The 21,242-nt window shown below is 54.8% G+C and carries 15 protein-coding genes; 4 read left to right on the forward strand and 11 right to left on the reverse strand.

The features are described from left to right. Positions 1 to 578: 578 nt before the first annotated feature. The 8 genes from FLT43_RS04995 to FLT43_RS05030 all read right to left on the reverse strand — a co-directional run bounded on the left by FLT43_RS04995 (position 579) and on the right by FLT43_RS05030 (position 14,418). Positions 579 to 2,441 carry an ABC transporter ATP-binding protein gene (locus tag FLT43_RS04995; RefSeq protein ID WP_087441862.1) on the reverse strand — a complete coding sequence of 621 codons (1,863 nt, stop codon included), beginning with the start codon at positions 2,439 to 2,441 and terminating at the stop codon, positions 579 to 581. Further along, the gene (locus FLT43_RS05000; RefSeq protein ID WP_087441863.1) at positions 2,438 to 4,210 is read right to left on the reverse strand and encodes an ABC transporter ATP-binding protein; all 1,773 of its coding nucleotides are present in this window, start codon (positions 4,208 to 4,210) and stop codon (positions 2,438 to 2,440) included. The genes FLT43_RS04995 and FLT43_RS05000 overlap by 4 nt, the downstream gene beginning before the upstream one ends. Before the next feature lie 350 nt (positions 4,211 to 4,560). Then, positions 4,561 to 8,250 carry a dynamin family protein gene (locus FLT43_RS05005; protein ID WP_244194140.1) on the reverse strand — a complete coding sequence of 1,230 codons (3,690 nt, stop codon included), beginning with the start codon at positions 8,248 to 8,250 and terminating at the stop codon, positions 4,561 to 4,563. A gap of 96 nt (positions 8,251 to 8,346) precedes the next feature. Further along, the gene (locus FLT43_RS05010; RefSeq protein WP_087441865.1) at positions 8,347 to 8,604 is read right to left on the reverse strand and encodes an NAD/NADP transhydrogenase alpha subunit; all 258 of its coding nucleotides are present in this window, start codon (positions 8,602 to 8,604) and stop codon (positions 8,347 to 8,349) included. Positions 8,605 to 8,629: 25 nt separating this feature from the next. Then, positions 8,630 to 9,298: an endonuclease III gene (gene nth / locus FLT43_RS05015; RefSeq protein ID WP_087441866.1), complete on the reverse strand. Its 669-nt coding sequence runs from the start codon at positions 9,296 to 9,298 to the stop codon at positions 8,630 to 8,632. An 80-nt stretch (positions 9,299 to 9,378) separates the two neighbouring features. Then, the gene (locus tag FLT43_RS05020) at positions 9,379 to 12,138 is read right to left on the reverse strand and encodes an S-layer homology domain-containing protein (protein ID WP_087441867.1); all 2,760 of its coding nucleotides are present in this window, start codon (positions 12,136 to 12,138) and stop codon (positions 9,379 to 9,381) included. Between the two features lie 125 nt (positions 12,139 to 12,263). Next, a complete protein-coding gene (locus tag FLT43_RS05025) occupies positions 12,264 to 12,878 on the reverse strand; it encodes a GerMN domain-containing protein (protein ID WP_087441868.1) in 615 nt (204 codons plus the stop codon). A 64-nt stretch (positions 12,879 to 12,942) separates the two neighbouring features. Further along, entirely contained in the window at positions 12,943 to 14,418 is a 1,476-nt protein-coding gene (locus FLT43_RS05030; protein WP_087441869.1) for an N-acetylmuramoyl-L-alanine amidase, read from the reverse strand. Positions 14,419 to 14,720: 302 nt separating this feature from the next. On the opposite strand from FLT43_RS05030, the gene FLT43_RS05035 reads away from it, so the two are divergent. The 3 genes from FLT43_RS05035 (at position 14,721) to FLT43_RS05045 (ending at position 17,277) form a co-directional block, all read left to right on the forward strand. Continuing rightward, complete coding sequence (locus tag FLT43_RS05035) at positions 14,721 to 15,173, forward strand: MarR family winged helix-turn-helix transcriptional regulator (RefSeq protein ID WP_087441870.1); 453 nt, start codon at positions 14,721 to 14,723, stop codon at positions 15,171 to 15,173. Positions 15,174 to 15,197: 24 nt separating this feature from the next. Beyond that, the gene (locus tag FLT43_RS05040; RefSeq protein ID WP_087441871.1) at positions 15,198 to 16,847 is read left to right on the forward strand and encodes an MDR family MFS transporter; all 1,650 of its coding nucleotides are present in this window, start codon (positions 15,198 to 15,200) and stop codon (positions 16,845 to 16,847) included. Positions 16,848 to 16,980: 133 nt separating this feature from the next. Then, positions 16,981 to 17,277, forward strand: coding sequence for a DUF5316 domain-containing protein (locus FLT43_RS05045; RefSeq protein ID WP_087441872.1), 297 nt, complete (start codon positions 16,981 to 16,983; stop codon positions 17,275 to 17,277). A 25-nt stretch (positions 17,278 to 17,302) separates the two neighbouring features. Here the strand turns inward: FLT43_RS05045 and FLT43_RS05050 are convergent, their stop codons facing one another. From FLT43_RS05050 to leuC, 3 genes are all read right to left on the reverse strand, one after another. After that, positions 17,303 to 17,887 carry a TetR/AcrR family transcriptional regulator gene (locus FLT43_RS05050; protein WP_087441873.1) on the reverse strand — a complete coding sequence of 195 codons (585 nt, stop codon included), beginning with the start codon at positions 17,885 to 17,887 and terminating at the stop codon, positions 17,303 to 17,305. A gap of 165 nt (positions 17,888 to 18,052) precedes the next feature. Continuing rightward, complete coding sequence (gene leuD, locus FLT43_RS05055; RefSeq protein WP_087441874.1) at positions 18,053 to 18,664, reverse strand: 3-isopropylmalate dehydratase small subunit; 612 nt, start codon at positions 18,662 to 18,664, stop codon at positions 18,053 to 18,055. A 13-nt stretch (positions 18,665 to 18,677) separates the two neighbouring features. Continuing rightward, a complete protein-coding gene (gene leuC / locus FLT43_RS05060; RefSeq protein ID WP_087441875.1) occupies positions 18,678 to 20,102 on the reverse strand; it encodes a 3-isopropylmalate dehydratase large subunit in 1,425 nt (474 codons plus the stop codon). A gap of 163 nt (positions 20,103 to 20,265) precedes the next feature. Here leuC and FLT43_RS05065 point away from each other — a divergent pair, with 163 nt between their 5' ends. Continuing rightward, the gene (locus FLT43_RS05065) at positions 20,266 to 21,195 is read left to right on the forward strand and encodes a LysR family transcriptional regulator (RefSeq protein WP_087441876.1); all 930 of its coding nucleotides are present in this window, start codon (positions 20,266 to 20,268) and stop codon (positions 21,193 to 21,195) included. Positions 21,196 to 21,242 lie beyond the last annotated feature (47 nt).

The raw sequence follows: 21,242 nt of genomic DNA on the forward strand, positions 1-21,242 counted from the left end.
CTCTCACAGTGCCTTTTGGGTATTATCCCGTTCAATCAGCCTCAACGTGATCATCATTTTAAGGATTCAATAATTTATCATTGAACCCTTACATAATGAACCAAGACTTTGTTTCCAATCGAGAAATGGACAGCAATAATACTGAACTTTCAGGAGAAAAGCCGTTCGGGACCCACCATTCTGAGCAATGGGGAGAATATGTATAAGAGGTTCAGCGCAGACCCAAGCATTGACTTATTCCACCTTCATTTTCTATCTACACTGCACTTCCATCTTCACCTGCGCCTGACTGGATGGGAGATTGCTTATAAGCGGCTTCTTGCATTTCTAGGCCGATTTTCTGAGCACTGGGGAGAGTGCAGTTGAGCATCCGCATCGATTGCGCCGTTCCCGATTTGCCATAGAGAGTCATGAAAAGAAAGTCGCTATCAATGACTTTACGACCCCATAATTTCTGAGCATAGCGGGGATTCCGGCCCCGGTGCCTTTCCACAGCAAAAAAGCTCCATCCACGGAACCTCCCAACTCGCTTGCGCGGTCCAGGTCGATTCGGGCGAATGGAGCCATCTTTTTTCAGCTTACATATATTTATATTGGGCGGCGACGAGGCCGTAGTACGTTCCTTGCTTCGTCATCAGTTCTTGATGGGTCCCCTGCTCCTGAATCACCCCGTGATCCAAGACGATGATGTTATCGCAGTGGCGAATCGTCGACAGCCTGTGGGCAATGATGAACGAAGTCCGGCCCTGCAGCAGCGTCTTCAGCGCCTCCTGGATTTTCAACTCGGTCTCGGTGTCGATACTGGCCGTCGCCTCATCTAGAATCAGAATGCGCGGATTCGCCAGCAGCGCCCGAGCGAACGAGAGCAGTTGCCGCTGTCCCATAGAGAGCAGATTGCCCCGCTCCTGCACTTCGGTGTCATACCCGTCCTTCAGCTTGACGATGAAGTCATGGGCGAATACCGCCTTGGCGGCCGCTTCGACCTCCGCATCCGTAGCATCAAGCCGGCCGAAGCGGATATTGTCGCGAATCGTGCCCGAGAAGATGAACGTATCCTGCAGCACGATGCCGATCTGGGAGCGAAGACTTTCCAGTGTCACATCCCGGATATCGATGCCGTCAACGAGTACGCGGCCTTCTGTCGGATCGTAGAACCGGCTGAGCAGGCTGATGATCGTGCTTTTTCCTGAGCCGGTATGTCCGACGAGAGCAATCGATTCGCCCGCTTTGGCGGACAGCGAGATGTTGCGCAGCGCCGGGCGGCCTTTCTCGTATTCGAACACAATGTTTTCGAAATTCACGTCGCCGTGCACTTCCGGCATCTTTCGCGCTTGATCCTTTTCCGCGATGGTCGGGCGCTCATCCATGAATTCGAAGATGCGCTCCGACGAAGCCATACCGATCAGCATCTGCGAATACATCTGGCCGAGCCGGTTGATCGGCTCCCAGAAGTTCCCGATATATTGTGCGAAGGCGAACAGAATACCGACCGTAATCGCCTCGGTCTGCACGAGATGCGAGCCGAGCATGAACAGGATGAACGCTCCGATAGCACTCGTAATCTCGATAACCGGTCCGAACGTCTGGTTCATGGCGGACGCCCGATCCCATGATTTCTTGTTGACCTGGTTCATGTGATCGAAATATTCCATGTTCGCTTGCTCTTGCGTGTACGCCTGCGTTACCCGGATGCCTTGAATCGCTTCGTTCAAATGAGAGTTAATGCGCGACTGCTTGATGCGCACATCCTGCCAAGCGAAACGGATCTTTTTGCGCAGCTTGGTCGAGATCAGGAACATAATCGGCACGGTAATCATGACGGCGACCGCTAACTGCACATTAAGGAACAGCAAAATGATGATGATCCCGAGCAACTGCAAGCAGTCTACAAGGGTATTAATTGCTCCGTTCGTGAACAGATCCTGGAGCGAGTTGACGTCGTTGGTAATCCGAACGAGTACGGAACCCGCCGGACGTTTGTCATAGAAATGAAAGGACAGCTTCTGAATATGCTTGAACAGGTCTGCCCGCAGATCGTAAATGATCCGCTGTCCGATCACGTTCATGAACTTGATGCGGAACGCGTTGGCCGCCCATTGCACGAGGTACAGGCCGAATACCGTTCCGGCAATAATATAGAGCAGCCGTGTCGACGGATCCCCGACCGCCGGCTGTATCGCATGGTCGATCGCGTAGCTGATGAGGAAAGGGATCGCCAGCTTCGTAATGGTGCCCAGCACCATCATGATGATCAGCACCGGCAGCAGCTGCTTGCGGTATGGCTTCATATAGACGAGCAAGCGGCGCATTTGGGCCCAGTTGAACGGCTTCTCGATAATCTCGTCATCCTGATAGACGAACCGGGATCGCTTCTGTGATGTATCCTGCGGAGTCTCCCGCCCCTTCCGGCCGGCGGCAGCCGCTTCGTTCATCGCGCTCATGCTCTCACCTGCTCTCTCATGCCTGCCGCAGCGCCCTGCAACTGGTCAGCATATTGAATATGGTAGACATCCTGATAAGTGCCCGGCACCTGAATCAATTCGTCGTGCGTGCCGCGTTGAATAATCTCACCCTTGTCGAGGACGATAATCTCATCCGCATGGCGCAGAGAAGAAATGCGATGCGCGATGATGAATACCGTGCGCCCCTTCATCACCTCTTGGAAGCCGGCTTGAATCTCATGCTCAGTCTCCATGTCTACGGCACTGGTCGCATCATCAAGAATAAGCACCTTCGGATCCTTCAGCAGCGCTCGAGCGATCGCGATCCGCTGCTTCTGGCCTCCGGAGAGGCCGAGTCCGCGTTCCCCGACAATCGTATCGTAGCCGAGCGGGAACTCCATGATGAAGTCATGCGCCTTAGACAGCTTGGCTACCCGAATGACATCCTCCATCGTCACGTCATCGCGCCCGTAGGCGATATTATTATAAATGGAAGAAGAGAACAGGAACGTCTCCTGGAATACGGCCGCCATCTGGGTGCGCAGACTTTGAATATCCACATTACGGATATCCTGCCCATCCAACATAATGCTTCCCTGCTTCACGTCATAGGCCCGCATCAACAGCTGGATAATCGTCGTTTTCCCCGAACCGGTTCCACCGAGAAGACCGATGACCTTGCCGGGCTCCGCATCAATCGTCACATTGCGGATGGCGTCCACATCGCCTTCATAGCGGAATGTCACGTCATTGAACTGGACATGGCCTGTGACCTGGCTGTCATTGAGCACAATCGCATCCTTCCGGTTCTCAACGTCTACCGGCGTGTCCAGAAGTTCCAGCACCCGTTCGCCGGACGCTTTCGATTGTGTATAGTTGTTAATATGGAAGCCGACGCCCCACATTGGTCCGATAATGTACCAGATCATGCTGAAGAACGATACCAGTTCACCAAGAGACATTGAACGGTTGATAACCTTCGTTCCCCCAACCGCGATGAGGAGTACGATACAGAAGCAGGCCAGCATTTCCATTAAGGGAAAATAACGCCCCCATAAGGTCGATGCATAGATTTGGTTTGCCTTGTACGCCTCGTTCCGATCCGAGAACTTATCGACTTCATGGCTCTCGCGCGCGAACGATTTGACAGTGCGCACACCGGTAATATTCTCCTGGACCGCCGTCGTCAATTGGCTGAATGCAATCCGCATTTCCCGGAAAGCCGGATGAATTTTGGATTCGAAGCGGAAGGCAACGAACACGAGCAGCGGAATGGAGACAAGGGTAGTTAGCGTTAACCCCCAATCGATCGAAAACATCATCGCCGCGCCGAAGACCACCATCAGCACCATATTCAGGATCTGAGCGAACCCGAATCCGATAAAGTTGCGAATCGCTTCCAAATCGGCGGTCAGGCGAGACATCAGGTCGCCGGTTCTTGCTTTGTCATAATAGCGGAATGATAAAAATTGCAGCTTGCGATAGCAGGCGCCCCTCATTTCATAGGCCACATGATTCCCCAGGCGTCCGCCAAAAAATCCGTGCATAAATTGCAAAATGCCTTTGATGCTGACAACGACGACTACCGTTATGGCCAGCCAAGGCACCAATTCGAACCGCTTTTTTGCTATCACGTCGTCGATTAGAATGCGCAGCAGATTGGGATAAACCAATCCGAGCGCCGTCGCGACAATCAAGCAAAACACCGATGCGAACAGCAGGCCTCGTTTGGGCCAGTAGAACGAGCCGAGCTGTTTGAAGACGTTCATCGGACTTCTCCTCCCTAACTATCTTTCGTGGTGGCTGCTCAAACCATCTGTCCCCGCCGACGCGGCACACCGGAACGAATCGGAAGGCAAACATTTTGAACGCGCACTCATTAGATGTATTGCAGTTTATCATCGGCCCCATCCAACGGCAAAACGGCAATTCGCTCATAATTCCGGCTATGACTTCCTATTTCGAGAATTCAGATAACGAATCCGATGATCTCTTTTAAATCATCTGATTTCCTTCGATCCTAGCCGCTAGAGACACAATAACGCTTACCCCGTTCATACGTGGTAAGCGTTATCTTCGAATTGATGCCTTTTTGATATAGAAACCCGTTCAACTCATCTCATTCCAACGTGCGCCGCACCGCCTCGATCGCTTCACGCAGCGGCTCGGCGTCATAGTCCGTCCGCGATGCTTCATCAAGACGCTCGGCATGGGCGCGAAGCGCATCCTCCCATTGTCCGCGCAACAGTTGGGCGGTCTGGCCCATCTGCTGCAGCGCATGTTCCGCGAACGCGTCGCGATGGTCGCGCACGGTCAGTTGAATCGCCTGCGACGCTTTCTCTTCGAGCGCCTGACGAAGCGCATCGCGCCCTCCTCCTTCGAAGAAGGCTTTGGCATTGCGGAAATAAGAGCGCAGCCAGCGGACCGATACGTCCGCAGGTTCGGCAGGCTCTTGTACCTCCGGCGTCGGCCACGACTCCAGCGGTTCCGCTGCCAAGGCGAAGCCGGGAAGCTGCTGCTCGCAATGCTCGAGCAGACGCGCACGCTGTGCCTGCACGATCCGCTTGGCCGTCTGCTCCAACCGAAGCGACGTCGCGTACAGCTCATTGGACAGCTCCTTGCGGAACAGACGCAGCCATTCGCGGTAACACCGCTCCAGCGCGGCGTCGCCGCCGCGAGCATCCTGCCGCAGAGAGGCCGGATTGAACGCGTATGCAAAGCTGTCATTGAACCGGTACAGCATCCGCTGCCGAACATGGTACAGCAGTTCGTCGGCTTCCTGCTCCAGCCGGGCGCTCTCGTCCGCATGCAGCCATTCGCGGGCACGCGCCTCACATTCGGAAGCCGCCTGCCGGTTATGCTCCGCCTGGCGCGCCCGCTCCGATGCGTCCGCATGCGCGGCGTCCCACATCGCCAGCAGCTGCGACAGCACCCGGCGCAGCTCCTGGCGGGATACTTCCGCGCTCAGGCCTGCCAAATCCTCCGAAGCGAAGCGGAGGAATTGCTCCTCGAAGGCGGCAAGTCCGGAAACCTGCCACCCCTCCGCGTTGCCAGACAGCGAGGCTTCCAGTCCCCGCAGGCTCGATACCGGGAACAAGCGCGGACGGCGAATGCCGAATTCCGTCAACCGATCCGAGACGTAGCTTACGACTCCTTCCAGCTCCTCCCCGGACGCCGCCAGATCCGCAGCGTTCACCAGGAAGAACATCTTATCCAGCTCGAAAGCGTCCTTCACGCGGCCGAGTTGGGTCAGGAACTGGCGATCCGCCTGGGAGAAGGCGTGGTTGTAATAGGTTACGAACAGGATGATATCCGCATTTTTCATATAATTGAAGGTAACTCCGGTATGGCGGGCATTAATGGAATCTGCGCCCGGCGTATCGACGAGCACAAACCCTTCCCGGGTCAACGGGCTGTCCAGGTGCAGGTCAATCCGCTCGACGAACGCGGACTTCCATTCATCCTTGACGTAGGCGCGATATTCCTCCCAGCCGACATCAAGCGCCGCCCCGAGATGCGGACGCGCGTCGTCATATCCCCGCTTGACCGCCTGGATGAAGCTGTAGTGCGGACGCCCGGTCGGATGCAGCGTTTCCGGCGAATGCCGGTCCAGGGCCTTCAGCACCTCATCCATATCCATAGCAGCGGTCCCGCTCTCGCCCATGCTCTCCAGGGCGAAGCGAACATCGTCGAGCAGCTTCGCCTCGCTCTTCATCGTAATACGCGCCGTACCATGCGGATGATCCTCCGTCGGCGCCGCGATCGTATTGATGGCCGCCGTCGTCGGATTCGGCGAGACCGGGAGCGCATCCTGGCCCATCAGGGCGTTGGCGAACGACGATTTCCCGGCGCTGAACGCCCCGAATAAGGCGACCGTGAACCGGTTCGCCTCTAGCCGCGCGGACTTGTCGCGCAGCCCTTGCGCCAGCGGACGCATCGCCGGCAGCGGCGCCAGCGCCTGCGCGGCCTGCGTCAGCCGCTGCGCCGCATCGCGCAGCAGCCGACGCGCCCCGGCCGCTTGCACGGGTGCGCCCGCTGGCGCTTCCGCTGCGGCTGGCAGCGGTCCGCGCAGTGAAGGGGGCGCTGCCGCCGCTGCGCCGTTGTCCTGTGCCGGCAGGCGGCGCGTCTGCGGCCGCTCCACCGGTGGCAGCAAGCGCTGCGGGTCGTCCGCTTCGATAGAACGGACGCCCTCCCACGAGGCGATCAGCGCGGTGCGCTGTGCCGTCATGGCGTGCTCCTGCGCGGCCAGCCGCTCGTCTTCCGCCAGCTCGGCGCTCAGCTCGCCAGCCAGCGCCCGCTGCGCCTCGGCCTTCCGCTCCAGCCGGGTCCGCTGCGCAGCGAGGTACGGCTCGGCCTGAGCCAGGACGGCGCGGCGAATTAGCGAGCGCGCCTCATCACCGAGCGCGCGGCAATAATTGAGCGTATACTCCGAAGGGGCTCCTGCCCCGGGCTGAACCGCTTGTGCCAGCCATGGACCATCCAGCGCCGGCAGCGCCGCTTCCAGCTCTGCGGCTGCCTTCGCCTCGTCCATGCCGGCAGCATGGGCTGCTTCCCGAATCATGCGCAGCACATGGACCTCCGCATTGGCGCGGATTCCTTCCCGCCAAGCGTCCGCGAAGGCGGCGAGGCGCCGCTCGCGTTCCTGCTCCGTCTTCTGTCCGGAGAAGAGCAGCCCGACCCGGAAGCCAGGCATCCGCGCTTCCAAATACGACTGGGCCAGGTCACGCGTCGCCGCCGGCGTAATATTCGCATCCCGCAGCAGCTTCTGCAGCGCCTCCTGGAAGGCCGAAGACAAGGATTGCGCTTCGGCCTCCACGGCACGCACGGCCGCCTGCTGCGTCTCCCAGCGCTGCCTCAGCGCCTGTGCCGCTTCCGTCCCGCCTAGGGCTTCAATCCACGCCTGCCGCGCCTGCTCAATCGGCGCGATGCGCATCGCGATATGGGAGACGGCCAGTTCCCTCGCTGCCCGCTCCACGCCGAACCGTACCAATGCCGCCTTGTCCTCGACGATGCGGCGCATATAGCGCTCCAGCGTTGCCCATTCGTTCAGCGGATGATCCGGCTCCTTCAAGCTGACATAGAAAATGGCAGCCGGCTTGAGCTGCCAAGCATCCAACGCCCGCTTCACGTCGTCGCGGTAGATGTCGAAGGCGATCTCGCGCTCCCGGTGCTTGTCTATCTGGTTCACGATCCAGATGAGCGGCTTGCCGGCATCGGCCACTTCCTTCGCAAATGCAAAATTATATTCCGATTGAACATGATTGTAATCCGTAACATAGAACACGACATCTGCCAAGTGCATAGCCGCTTCGGTCGCTTCCCGATGAGCCGGATCGGCCGAATCGACTCCGGGCGTATCGAGCAGAGCGGCCCCTTCCTTCAGCCAATCGGCTTCATTGTACAGATACACCCGTTCCACGGCCTCCCCGTCACGGCATACCTCTGCCAGCTGTTCAATTGGCACGGAAACAACGCTCGCTTGCTCGCCGTCCCTGCGCATGATATCGGCGCGCCGCTTGCCGTAGCGAACAGTGACCACGTTCGCGCTTGTCGGGATGGGGCTGGACGGCAGCAGATCCGCTCCGCACAGCCGGTTGATCACCGTCGATTTGCCGGCAGAGAAATGCCCGCAGAACGCCAAAATAATCGTGCCTTCCCGCCATTTGCCGAGCAAATCAAGCATTTGCCGGCTCCTGGCGTGATCTCCTGTCTCGCGGAATTGATCCGCCGTATGTTTGAGCCACGCTTCCATGGAGCTAATTCCTGCTGTCGTTTCTGCGGCCGTTTGCTTTGCATTCAAGTCCAGCATCTTCATGTCCTCCGGTCTGCGATAATAAGGCCTGATATAATGAAAACCGAGCCTTGGCTGCATCCGCCTTAGACTCGGTTTCTAGTTTACCATATTTTATTGTTCCGGGAGGATAATTTCAAATTGCTCCCCGTGCTGCAAAATGGTGATGCCCAAATCCTTCACCTTCATCACGACGACCCCCCGCTTCTGGCGCATGCGATCCACATATTGCGCAGGCACCTCGCCGGCTCCGTATATCATGACGCCTTCTACTTCTTTCTCCTCATCCTCCTGCAGCGGAGTCTGAATAATGGCCTCGTAGATATCGGAAAACTGCTCAAAATCATTCGTATAGACAGAAATGCATTTCATCGCGACCGCTCCTATTCACGTTCTTTTATTTTCCAGTCTTTCTTGGTTTGGTCGCTTTCATACGTGCTTTTCCCACGCGGCAGCAATCGATGAGAGGACAAATCTCGCACCGGGGCGACTGCGCTTTGCAATGATAACGTCCAAAAAATATAAGCCGGTGATGCGTAAGCGTCCATTCGTCCCGCGGAACTTTGCGCATCAGCTTCTTCTCCACTTCCAGCACGCTGTCCTGTTCATCGGCCAGCTTCAAGCGCTTGGCTACCCGCTCCACATGCGTGTCGACCGCGATCGCCGGCACGCCGAACGCATTGGAGACAACGACATTCGCCGTCTTGCGCCCGACACCGGGAAGCTCGGTTAATTGGGCATGCTCCCGAGGCACCTCGCCGTCATACTTGTCGAGCAGCATACGGCACAGCTTCTGGATATTGCTTGCCTTGTTGCGGTACAGCCCGATCCGCCGGATGTCCGCCTGCAGTTCCTCCAGTGGCACCGCCAAATAATCCTCGGGGCGCTTATACTTCCGGAACAAGTCCGCGGTTACTTTATTGACGGTCTCGTCCGTGCATTGGGCCGACAACAGAACGGCAATCGTCAATTCGAACGGATTGGAATGGATCAACTCGCAATGCGCATCCGGATACATGCTGGCGATCGTATCCAATATTCGGCGTACACGTGCACTGGTTGCCAATTCTTTCCCTCCATTCCTTAGGTAAAAACCGTCTCATCCCTGAACAGGAATGAGACGGTCAGATACAACCCTACTGTATTTTAAGACAATCTTTCGATTTCAACAACCTTGTTTTTCACGATATAGAGCATAATTTCAGTGTCTTCCTTGATCGTAGACAATGAAATTTTGTCTCCTTTGGAATGAACATACACATTTGACGCCATGTTGAAGATATAATTGCTCTCCGCAAGCGAACGCTTCACATACAGATCATCTCCGCTTACTCTCCAGAAGCTCCGCTTCGTGCCGGTGATCAGATTGACCGTAGTCAGACCGTCAACGTTCTTGCGTACAAAGACCCGATCGCCGGTTTTGAGCGCATTGACACTGCCTGTGGAAGACTCGTCCACCTGAATAACCGGATTTTTACCGAGCTGATGCACCGATGCGCTGCCCTCATTGTCACGAACCGTTAACACTCCCGAAGAGGCGTCAATCGATTCGATGCGTCCATAGGTCACTTGCACCTTGCTTGCCTCGACGAAGTTGCGGCCGTCCATCACCACATTAAGATACTCGTTAGGCTTAATATCGGCCAACTTGATTCTCTTGCGGTCAAGATCATAGAATGACGTGCTGCCTACGCTGAATTCCTCTACGTTCGAACCGGACGTGCGCAGACGGATACGATTGCGCGATGTATCGACGGATTGTACCTCGAACTGCTCGACGGTGCGCAGCGCCAGGGAGTTCACGGTCGTCTGATCGTCCGTTAAGTAGGCTACGACATAATCGCCGCTACGGAGATCGGCCACCGTTGCGCTCGTCTTATCGAATCTCTCCACGTACAATGTAGTGTTTTTGTATGGCAGCGTAACCGCCATGCCGTTCTCCAGCTTCATCGTCACCGTCTTCGCGGTGCCGCTGGCTGAGATGAACGTGCCTTCGAACTTGTTGACGAATTGGACCAGCAGCGCTTGATTGGCCGTATGCTGGATATTCGCTTTCTTCTTGCCCTCCCGCAGTTCGCTTACGATATCATCGATGTACACACTATCGCCGTTGCGTTCGAAGCGGGTCTCATTGGTCAATTTCAAGGCGTAAGGCACTTTATTCGCGTCCATTACGGTCAACAGATTGTTCGTTCGGTCATAGTTGATTACCGTTACCCCGATCAGCGTCTCCAGCTTGCGATCGAGCACTTTAATTTTCGTAACCAGATCATCGCTGTTCAACGTCAGTTCCACCCGATCGCCGAATTCTCCGGCAACCAGATCATCGAACGTCGGAACCTTGATGCCTTCCATAATGATTTCCACGTTAGGCGCGAGCATCTTCGCTTCCAGCTTGTCATTCTCCTTGCGGATCGTCAAGCTCGTCTTCGCGGCTCCCTTCTCGTACAGACGGCCCGTCATCGTCAACTCCGTCAATTGGGTCAGTTCAATCGACTGGACGATGCTGTTCTTAACCACGTAGGAGATTGCCGAATCCGGCTTCAGATCTTTGATGCCGTTCATCAGTTGATCCTTGTAGCGCACAACCGCATCCTCAGCGACGGTGAAGGTCTCTTCACTTCCGCTCTCTGGCTTTATCGTAATGGAACGGTTGGTCGCGTCAACGGCGACAACGGTGCCCTTGTCCGATTTGTTGACAGGGCCGGACTTCACTTGAAGCTCGATTACTTTGCGATCGGAGGTAAAGGTTTCCCGCTTAATCTCCAGCACGCTGTCCTCCGTCAGCTGCGAAGCCTGGATCGAGTTGCCGCTTGCGTCTTTCAGCACGGTCGACGAATCATAGAAAATTTCAGTCAAATCCGCTGTGCCGTCACGCTTCACGTACAGCTTGTTCTCCGAGCTAACGGCGTATTTCAGCGTAGCTTGAGAGGATTCCACCTGCGGCGTGCTGTCGAGCAGCTCGACGAAAGCGCCGGCCCCGCCGCTGCCAAGGACTCGCACCTTCGTGTACAGCGCCAGATCGGATGCCTTGATCGCTTTATCCGAATCGGCCTGGTAATACAGCGTCTTGTCATCGAGACGGAACGTCGAAGCCTGGTCATTCTCCCCGTACAAGCGGATTTCCTTGTCCGTCAGCTCCATAATATAGCCAATCGACTCGTTCTCGCGCTTGACGTCCGCTATCTTCTCCCCGCGGCTGAAAAAGGTCGCAAGCTGCGCGCGCGTGACCTTGCCCAGCGGGTCGAATTTGTTGCCGTTCAGGCCGGCTGCCAGCTTCAAATCGACGGCAGTATTGACATAGCCGAGCGCAGACGAGGAAATCTTGCTGTTATCGGCAAAAGAAGTCTGCTTGCTCTTCGCCTGCTTGGCTTCCTCTTCCTTGCCGACGGCACGTACGAGGATTTTCGTAATCCATTCCCGCGTCGCTTTCTTCTCGCCCCAGCTGCTCTTCGGATCCGGATTCGCCATTTCCTCGTTCTTGTCGATAAGCCCCTTCTGGAAGGCAAGCACGACGTAAGGCTTGAAAATTTCGCCCACCTTGAAGTCGGCTGGCAGAGCAACTGAATCGGACGAGTTCAATTCTCCCTGCAGACCCATGAAGCGGATCGCCATCGTGATCGCCTCTTGCTGGGTGACGTCGTCATTCGGGCGGAATTTGCCGTTGTTGCCCTTCAAAATATCCAAAGCTGCGAGCTTATGTATATGCTTCTCAGCCCAGAATCCCAAATTAACATCGCTGAACATCGGGCTGACTCCCGCGGACGCAGACTGATTCTGCGCCGTCTGTGCGGACTCTGCCGCCATAACTGCCATTGGCGCGGAAGTGAGCGTCAGCGAGACGGCAAGCAGCGCGCTGCCAAGCGTACGGAACTTGCGCTTTGGTTGTGTATTATTCGAGTGCATATGTAATCCCCTTCCCCAAATAGTCCATGTAATAGTCCATGTAATAGTCCATGAAAATTGCTATAAGTAGTTCCATTTCGACAAGAACAGGGGCAATTCCTGCCCCTGTTCCCAAAAAGTTCGTATTATTGTCGGTGGATCGGATGCTCCAGCGTAACATGCCCCATCATGCTCTCCTCAGCTTGGCCGTCTACGAGCACATCAATCGCTTTGATCTCGTCGAATTGGAACAGTGTCTTCGTCAATGCTTCGATAGCGAACGATTCGCCACCGGCGCCGAGACGGGCATCGTCCGGAATATGGATATCAACGGTCAATGTTCCGTCGCTCAGCTTCACTGACTTGAATTCTATTTTTGCCCATAACGGAGTGTCTTCTGGATTATCAGACGTCTGGAGCGCCTTCAGCGCTTCTCTATACTTCTCTTCATCATCCGCGAATTGAATCTTGGCGGAGTACGATTTTAATTCCATCAGATCGCCATCGGACACATAAGCCGTAATTGACTGCTCCTGCTTCTCCTGCTTCCCCGGTTCTTGGTTCGCAGGCTCTTCTTTATCCGGTTCCTGCTGATTCGAATCCGTGTGATCCGGATCCTGAACAGCCCCGTTATCCGGCTGCACCTCAGTCGGAGGCACCTCCGGCTGGCCGGCATTCGTCGTCGGCTTGGCGCCGCATGCAGTAACCAAAGAGATCGACAGGACGATCGCAGCCAATCCCCACCATTTTTTATTTTTCATCAGTAATGACCTCCTTTACACCGTTCCTAACGCAACACGAAGCAAAAAGTTGCGTTCTTCATCCTCAGGACAAGCCCAAATAGTCAAGAATCCCCTTGACGATGTTGTCGGCGACGCGCTGTTGGAACTGTTCGTCAAAAAGCTGGGCTTCTTCGGCGGCATTGGTCAAAAACCCGACTTCAAGCAAAATGGCCGGCATTTTCGTCTCTCTCGTGACATGATGATTTGCCTGGCGGACACCGCGGTCTTTGAATTGCGTTCCTTCCATCAGATGCTTGTGCATCGTCTCGGCGAACGCCTTGCTCTCCGAGCGCCAGTAGTATGTCTCCGTGCCCGACACAGAAGGTTTATTGTCAACACTGTTCGCATGAATCGACACGAACAGATCCGCATTCAGACTGTTCGCAAGCTGCGCCCGTTCACTTAACTCCAGGAACGTGTCGTCCTCGCGTGACAGTACGGTGTTGAACCGGTCGTCTTGACTCAAAATCTCGCCAACCTTCAGAGCGAGCGACAGATTGAAATCTTTCTCGTACCGCTTCTTCACGCTGACGGCCCCGGAATCATGATCGCCGTGACCGGCATCGATAACGACCGTATACTTGCCGTCCGTCTTGATCGGAGGCTTCGGCTCGGAGGTGTCTTTGCCCGGAACAAGTTCGATCGAAGTCAGCCCCGATTCGTTATAGACAATCTTCCCGTGATTCGGGCTGTTCAGGTCAATGACGAACCGGACCGTATTCGGGCTGTCGCTGAACATCGCGAAGCGGATTCGCTGCACGTCAGGGTAGTCCGTAAGTTCCATTTCCCCCTGACTGCCGCTGTTGAAACCGAATTTCTCCAAAAATTCATCGGAAAATACTGCCTTCGGGAAGTCGATAACGACCCGATCCGGAGAGTCCATCGTCATGATGCTCGGCGTGACGCTGCGAGTAGCAGCGATATGTAACTTATTATCGATGAATGAAAAATCAGTGATTAGGGCATCCCCTTCTTGAGGGTTCACGACACCGCCACCGTTGTCATCGGATTTGCCGTTATCCGAGCTACCATTCGCGTCCTCGCCGCTCGGGGTCCCCGGCGTTGGCGGGACGACTTCGGATGACTCGTCAGCCGTGAACAGATAGACCGACTTGGTCTCCCTGTCCCAATCTACCGTCAATCCCATATTTTCCCCGATGATCCGCAGGGGTACAAGTGTGGTGCCCTTTTGCAGCATCGGAGCTACATCCAGCTTTACTTCCTTGTCATTTACCGTTGCCGTCTTCTGATCGACGGCCATAGTCAATCGATTGCTGTCATTATATATGGCTACCGACTTCGCCTTCGGGTCCCAATCGACCTTGTACCCTAACTGTTCCGACACGACGCGAACCGGAATCATAGTGACCGAATTAACTAACGTAATCTTTTCGGGCAATGGAATGGAATTGCCATCCAGGTACAAGGCTCCTGTCGGAGCAGCTTGTCCCAATTGAGGAAACAGCATGAACAACCACATGAGCATCAGAGCTACACCAAATTTTTTTCCTTTTTTCATCTTCACCTCTACATCCTTTCAAATTGTTCCGGCCTATCTGTCTATGTGTTCAGACCAGACGATATATTAGACGGAAAACATGACCAAAAGTTGCGTGATTTCAACATTTTTCGGGTATATTTTTCCTTACTTATTAAGGTAATAGAAGCGGGACGACGTGGCAACCAAAAATTTAAAAAAAGGTTGACGCCATTTTAACAAAAGGGATATACTATAAATTGCTTTTTATTTTAGTAGGTAAACTATTTAACTTGTATACATTATATTTTGTATAAATTATAGCAACTAAAGGAGGTTGGATAATGGCGAGGGATGAAGATCTTGTTCAGTTCGAGCGGCTGTTCTGGCGAGTGTCCCGCAAGATTCAGTGCTTGCGCAAGAAGAAGTTCAACGATCGCTTGTCGGATTCGCAGACTTATATTCTCGTGAAGCTGGCGACCGAAGGGCCGCAGAAGGTGTCCGGGTTAGCGGAGTCGATTGGCATTACGCCCGGCGGCGTCACCAGCATTTCCGACAAGCTGATCGCGAGCGGGTATGCGCAGCGCAAGCGCGATGAAGAGGATCGCAGGGTTGTCTTTCTGGAGATTACCGACAAAGGCATGGACGTGATGAGGGAGCTTCATCAGGAGCGGCTGGAGATCATCCGCTATCTGTTCAATAACTTGCCAGCAGACGATCTGCAGCATCTCAATCGTACCTATGAGAAGCTGCTGGAGAACCTGGACAAATATGAGAAAGAAATGCTTGAAGAGTAATGGAGTAAGACAAGGAGTGGATTTATGGAACATTTATCAGAAAAACGAAAACTAACGATCATGATCGCGATTATGGCTGCGATGTTCTTCTCGGCCATCAATCAGACGATCATCGGCGTTGCCATGCCGCGCATTATCGCGAAGCTTGGCGGGATGGACTATTATACATGGGCAATTACGATTTATCTGCTCACCTCGACGGTCGCTACCGTGCTGGTCGGCAAATTATCCGACATTTATGGGCGCAAGCCTTTTATTTTGACAGGTATAGCGCTCTTTATGCTGGGCGCATTCTTGTGCGGTTTTTCCGCTGATATTTTTCAATTGATTGCCTTCCGCGGCATCCAGGGGATGGGCGCCGGCATTATAATGTCTACCGCATTCACGGCGGTCGGCGATCTCTATGCGCCGCGTGAGCGGGCGAAATGGATGGGCATCATGAGCGGCGTGTTCGGCCTGTCCAGCGTACTGGGGCCTCCGCTTGGGGGCTATCTGGTCGACCATCTTGATTGGAGATGGGTATTCTGGATGTTCCTGCCGCTTGGCATTATCGCCTTCTTTATGATTATCTCCCTGTTCCCGAAAGTGGAGCGCAAAGTTGGAGAATCGATCGACTATTGGGGCTCGGTGTTCCTGACGACGACTATCGTACCGCTGTTGCTCGCCTTCTCCTGGGCGGGAGACGGCGCAGGCAAATATGCTTGGGGTTCATGGCAAATTATCGGCTTGTTCTCGGCTACCCTCGTTTCCCTCATTATTTTCATTTTGGTGGAAATGAAGGTTAAATCACCGGTGCTGCCGCTGTCGCTGTTCCGCAACGGCATCGTCACAGTCTCGAACCTGGCCGGATTCGTATTGAATGCCGGCATGATGGGCGCCATTATTTATGTTCCCTTCTTTGTGCAAGGGGTGAAGGGCATCTCCCCGACCTATTCGGGTTATGTCACTATGCCGATGTCTGTCGTTATGATTCTGTGTACGGCATTTATCGGACAGTTCATCTCGAAGACGGGAAAATATAAAAAGATGGCCATCGGCGGCCTGCTCATTATGACCTTCGGCATGGTGCTGCTGCACTTTATGACTCCGGATACAGCGATTTATATTACGATTATCTACATGTGCATCGTCGGTCTCGGTCTCGGGATCAGCATGCCTGTCTTCTCCCTGACGATTCAGAATGCGGTAGAGCCGCAGCAGCTCGGCGTGGCGACCGCATCGTCGCAGCTGTTCCGTTCCTTGGGCGGAACGATCGGAATCGCCGTGATGGGTACCGTCATGAACTCGCACATGACTAGCAAAATGACCGAACTTGGCGCGGCATCCGGCGCTGCTGGCGGACAAATGCAAATCGACCCGAAATACGCGGAGTCGCTCAAGGAAGTGATGAATCCGCAGACGCTGCTCGATCAGCCGAAGCTGGAAAGCATCATAAACCAGCTGCCGCCCGAGCTGCAGACGATGGTCGACAATCTCGTTCATATGGTGCGCGAAGCGCTTAGCTACGGCGTTACCAGCACCTTCCTGACGGGAGCAATCGTCACTGCGGTAGCCGTCATCCTCACCTTCTTCCTGAAGGAAATCCCGCTTCGCTCCGCGAAGGATGTCAAGGTGAAGCAAGGCGACCATGCAGGAGAAGCGAGACAGCAAGTCATCGTTAATTCCAAATCTTAATATGCGCATCGGAACGAACGAACCGCCTTATCCCTTCGGATAAGGCGGTTATTTGCAATCAATCCATTCCATTATTAGCCATATCATCGTATAATAGATGTCGATGGAATAATTAGTAACGGGGGCGCTATCTATGTACATCCGCATCCTATGGGGATTGATCATCATAGGAGTTACGGGAATCTATGCGTTGGTTACGGGCAATCTGTACCACATGTTCCTCATCAACGGCTTCGTCGGTCTCGGACTATGGGCATGTGCCGGCTTGCTGTCCGGCACGTTCAGGGATCATCGCTATTGGCAATTCAATTACACCCGCAACTCGGAGGATGATACGCGCAGGCAGACAAGCTTCAGCGCTACGCTGCTCTTGCTCGGCCTGCCAAGCGTGCTTGCTTCGCTTCTCCTCTACATCTTCGTATATCGTTAACCGGCATTTCCCGCCATTTTGCCATTCAAGCGGGCGTCTCTGCATCGCTTGCCGGAGCCGCCAGCCCCAGCGTCATCGTCTCTGCCATCAAGGCTACCGCTTGCTGCAGCGTACAGGATGACCGCATCAAAAATTCAGGCTCGAACAAGGCGGCCGAAGCCCCGATCATCATCTGCACGACGCTCGGCACATGGACAGGCCGTATTTCCCCGGCGGCAATGCCTTCTTCAATAATATTGCTCACGGTAGACCAGCCGCATTCTTCCTGCAAATAATTGTTGATTTTATTCCATTCATGTGGAGCAAGCCGCTTCATCTCCGCCAGCAGCCGCTGATCGCTCAGCTTCAGCCCGCTCGGCACGATGGAGAGCACCCGCTTCAGCTTCTCCAGACTGCTCCACTGCGGATTCTCGTAAATCCCTTTCTCAAGCTGGATAACTTCATCGATCGATTGGTCAACAATCGCGCCGATCAACTCCTCTTTCGACGAGAAATGCTCATAAATGGTTCGCTTGCTAATCCCCATCTCCCCGGCCAGATCACTCATCGTAAATTTGAGTCCCTGTATCGACATCAAGTCCAAGGCCGCTTGCATCAGCCGTTCTCTCATGTAACTTCCCCCTCTTGAACAACAAGGTAAGCCCTTCGCATCATGCGTATCATCATGCCGAGTATATGTCACGCTCTATGCGGAGTCAAGCTGCCAACAACGAACAAGACTCCCTCTGCGAAGAGTCTTCGCGGCAGGGAGTCTTATGGATTGCACTGTTTCTTATTAAGATGCGGAAGCGGCCAGGCGCTCGGCATGCTTCGCCTCATACGCGGCAATCGCATCCTCATGCTGGAGGGTCAACCCGATATCATCGAGTCCCTGAAGCAAAAATTGGCGGCGGTGCTCATCGAGGTCGAACGAACAGGACAGGCCGTAATCATCGGTTAACTGTTTGTACTCCAGGTCGATATGAAGCTTGTAGCCTTCATGGCTCGCCGTTCGCTGGAACAGGTCCTCCACCTGCTCCTCCGACAGCTTGATAGGAAGAATACCGTTCTTGAAACAATTATTATAAAAAATATCCGCAAAGGAAGGAGCAATCACACAGCGGAATCCATAGTCGAGAATCGCCCACGGCGCGTGCTCACGCGAGGATCCGCAGCCGAAGTTAGCTCGCGAGATCAATACGGACGCTCCGTCGTACTGCGGCTGATTGAGCGAGAAAGACGGAATTTCCTTCCCTTCCTCATCAAAACGCCATTCGTAAAACAGAAATTGCCCGAACCCGCTGCGCTCGATACGCTTCAAAAATTGCTTAGGAATGATGGCGTCCGTATCTACGTTCACGCGATCTACCGGCGCCACCAATCCCGTCATCGTTGTAAATGGTTGCATCGTCCGTTCCCTCCTAATTCAATACTTCCGAGTTGAATTCCCAATTGCGGACATCGACGAAATGCCCCTTAATGGCAGCGGCAGCTGCCATCGCTGGAGAGACGAGGTGGGTGCGCCCTCCGCGGCCCTGGCGTCCTTCGAAGTTCCGGTTCGAAGTCGACGCGCAGCGTTGGCCCGGCTGCAATACGTCCGGATTCATCGCAAGGCACATGCTGCATCCGGCGTCACGCCATTCGAAGCCTGCTTCCTTGAACACGGCGTCCAGCCCTTCGCGCTCAGCCTGCAATTTGACGCGGCCCGATCCAGGCACGACGATTGCGGTGACCTTGCCGCTTACTTTATGCCCTTTGGCCACTTCAGCGGCCGCGCGCAAATCTTCAATCCGTCCGTTCGTGCACGATCCGATGAACACATAATCGATGCCGATCTCGGTCATCTGCGTTCCCGGCGTCAGCCCCATATATTCAAGCGCCTTCTCCGCGGCCTTGCGCTCATTCTCTGTCTTGAAATCGGCCGGATTCGGCACCGCAGCCGTAATATCCGTTCCCATGCCAGGGCTTGTGCCCCAGGTCACCTGTGGAATGAGGCTGTCCATATCGACTTCCACGACCATGTCATAGGAGGCCCCTTCATCCGTGCCAAGCTGCTTCCAGCGTTCGATCGCCTTGTCGAACGCTTCGCCCTGAGGAACATACTGGCGTCCGCGCAAATATTCGAATGTCGTCTCGTCCGGCGCGATCAGTCCGGCACGCGCCCCCGCTTCAATCGACATGTTGCATACCGTCATCCGCTCTTCCATCGTCAGCTCGCGAATCGCTTCTCCCGTATATTCGATGACATAGCCCGTCGCGAAGTCCGTTCCGTATTGCGCGATGAACCCGAGAATCATGTCCTTCGCCGTGACGCCCGGCTTCCGTTTGCCGACGAAGCGCACTTCCATCGTCTTCGATTTGGCTTGCTGCAGGCATTGGGTAGCCAGTACATGCTCGACCTCGCTTGTGCCGATACCGAAGGCGAGCGCTCCGAACGCCCCGTGAGTGGACGTATGGCTGTCTCCGCATACAATCGTCTTGCCCGGATGGGTCAGGCCCAGCTCAGGGCCCATGACGTGCACGACCCCTTGATCGATGCTGTTCAGATCGAACAGCGTCACGCCGAACTCCTCGCAGTTTTTGGACAGTGTGTCGATCTGCTGCTTCGAGATCGGATCGGTAATATTGAAGCGATCCTTCGTTGGCACGTTGTGGTCCATCGTCGCGAACGTCAATTCCGGTCTGCGCACCTTGCGGCCGCTCATGCGCAACCCTTCGAACGCCTGCGGCGATGTGACTTCATGCACCAGGTGCAGGTCAATATACAAGATCCCCGGCTTTCCTTCCTCTTGAACGATAACGTGATCATCCCAAATTTTTTCATACATCGTTTTCTTAGCAGCCATTCGTTCTTCACCTCTCCGCATAATGCGCTGTACTATTAGAATGAATATAGCATTTGCTTCTTCATTGATCCAAGATATAATATCTATAACAATGATAGGTTCAACCTATAACTCATCTGTACATCATGGAGTTAGCGATATTCATACATTGGAGGACATACCTATGGAATTCCGGCAACTACAATATGCGGTGCAGATTGCGCAGGAACGCAATTTCTCGCGGGCAGCCGAGAAGCTGCATATCGCTCAGCCCTCGCTCAGCCAGCAGCTGTCCAAGCTGGAAAAGGAAATCGGCGTGCTGCTGTTCCGCCGCACCACCAACTCAGTCGAGCTCACGCATGCAGGCGAGATCTTCGTCGAGCGCGCTCAAAAAATATGGGATGCGATGGAGCAATTAAAAAGTGAAATGGCCGATATCAGCCAGACGAAAAAAGGCAAGGTCGTCATCGGGACGATGCCGATTACGGGCTCTCATTTGCTCCCGCATGTGCTTCCTTCGTTCCATTCTATCTACCCGGATATCGAGCTCGTGCTCGTGGAGGATACGTCTACGTCCAACCTGGAACGGATGACGGCTCAAGGAAAAAACGATCTTTGCCTGCTCTCGCTGCCGCTAACCGACCCGGCCCTGACCTGGGAGCCGCTCGTCGACGAGGAGATTCTGCTCGCCGTCCCCAGCCAGCATCCGCTCCTGCCCCAGGGCGGAGCTCCCGCCGAAGAGGTACCGCTCGCTTCCTTGCAGGACGAGCCGTTCATCCTCCTGAAGCGGGGACAGGGCTTCCGCCAGCTGACGATGGATCTGTGCGAGCAGGCCGGATTCCGGCCGAATGTCGTATTCGAGAGCAGCAATATCGAGACCGTGCAATCGCTCGTGGCCGCAGGAATGGGCGTTGCGCTCGTCCCCGCGTTCATCGCGCGGGCGCCGCGCATCGAATTCGTCCCCGCCTACCTGCCGCTAGCCGGACGCCCCGCGCGCACCCTCGTCATCGCCTACCGTGAAGGCCGTTATATGTCCCATGCGGCATCAGCGTTTATGGAGACCTTGAAGAATACGGTCGCCAAGCGATTCGGCGGGCAGGCCGGAACCCCTTAAATGAAGAACAGCCCCGGGACCGCTTATGTCGGTCCGGGGCTGTATGT

The organism is Paenibacillus thiaminolyticus (genome assembly GCF_007066085.1).
GTDB classification, from domain to species: Bacteria; Bacillota; Bacilli; order Paenibacillales; family Paenibacillaceae; genus Paenibacillus_B; species Paenibacillus_B thiaminolyticus.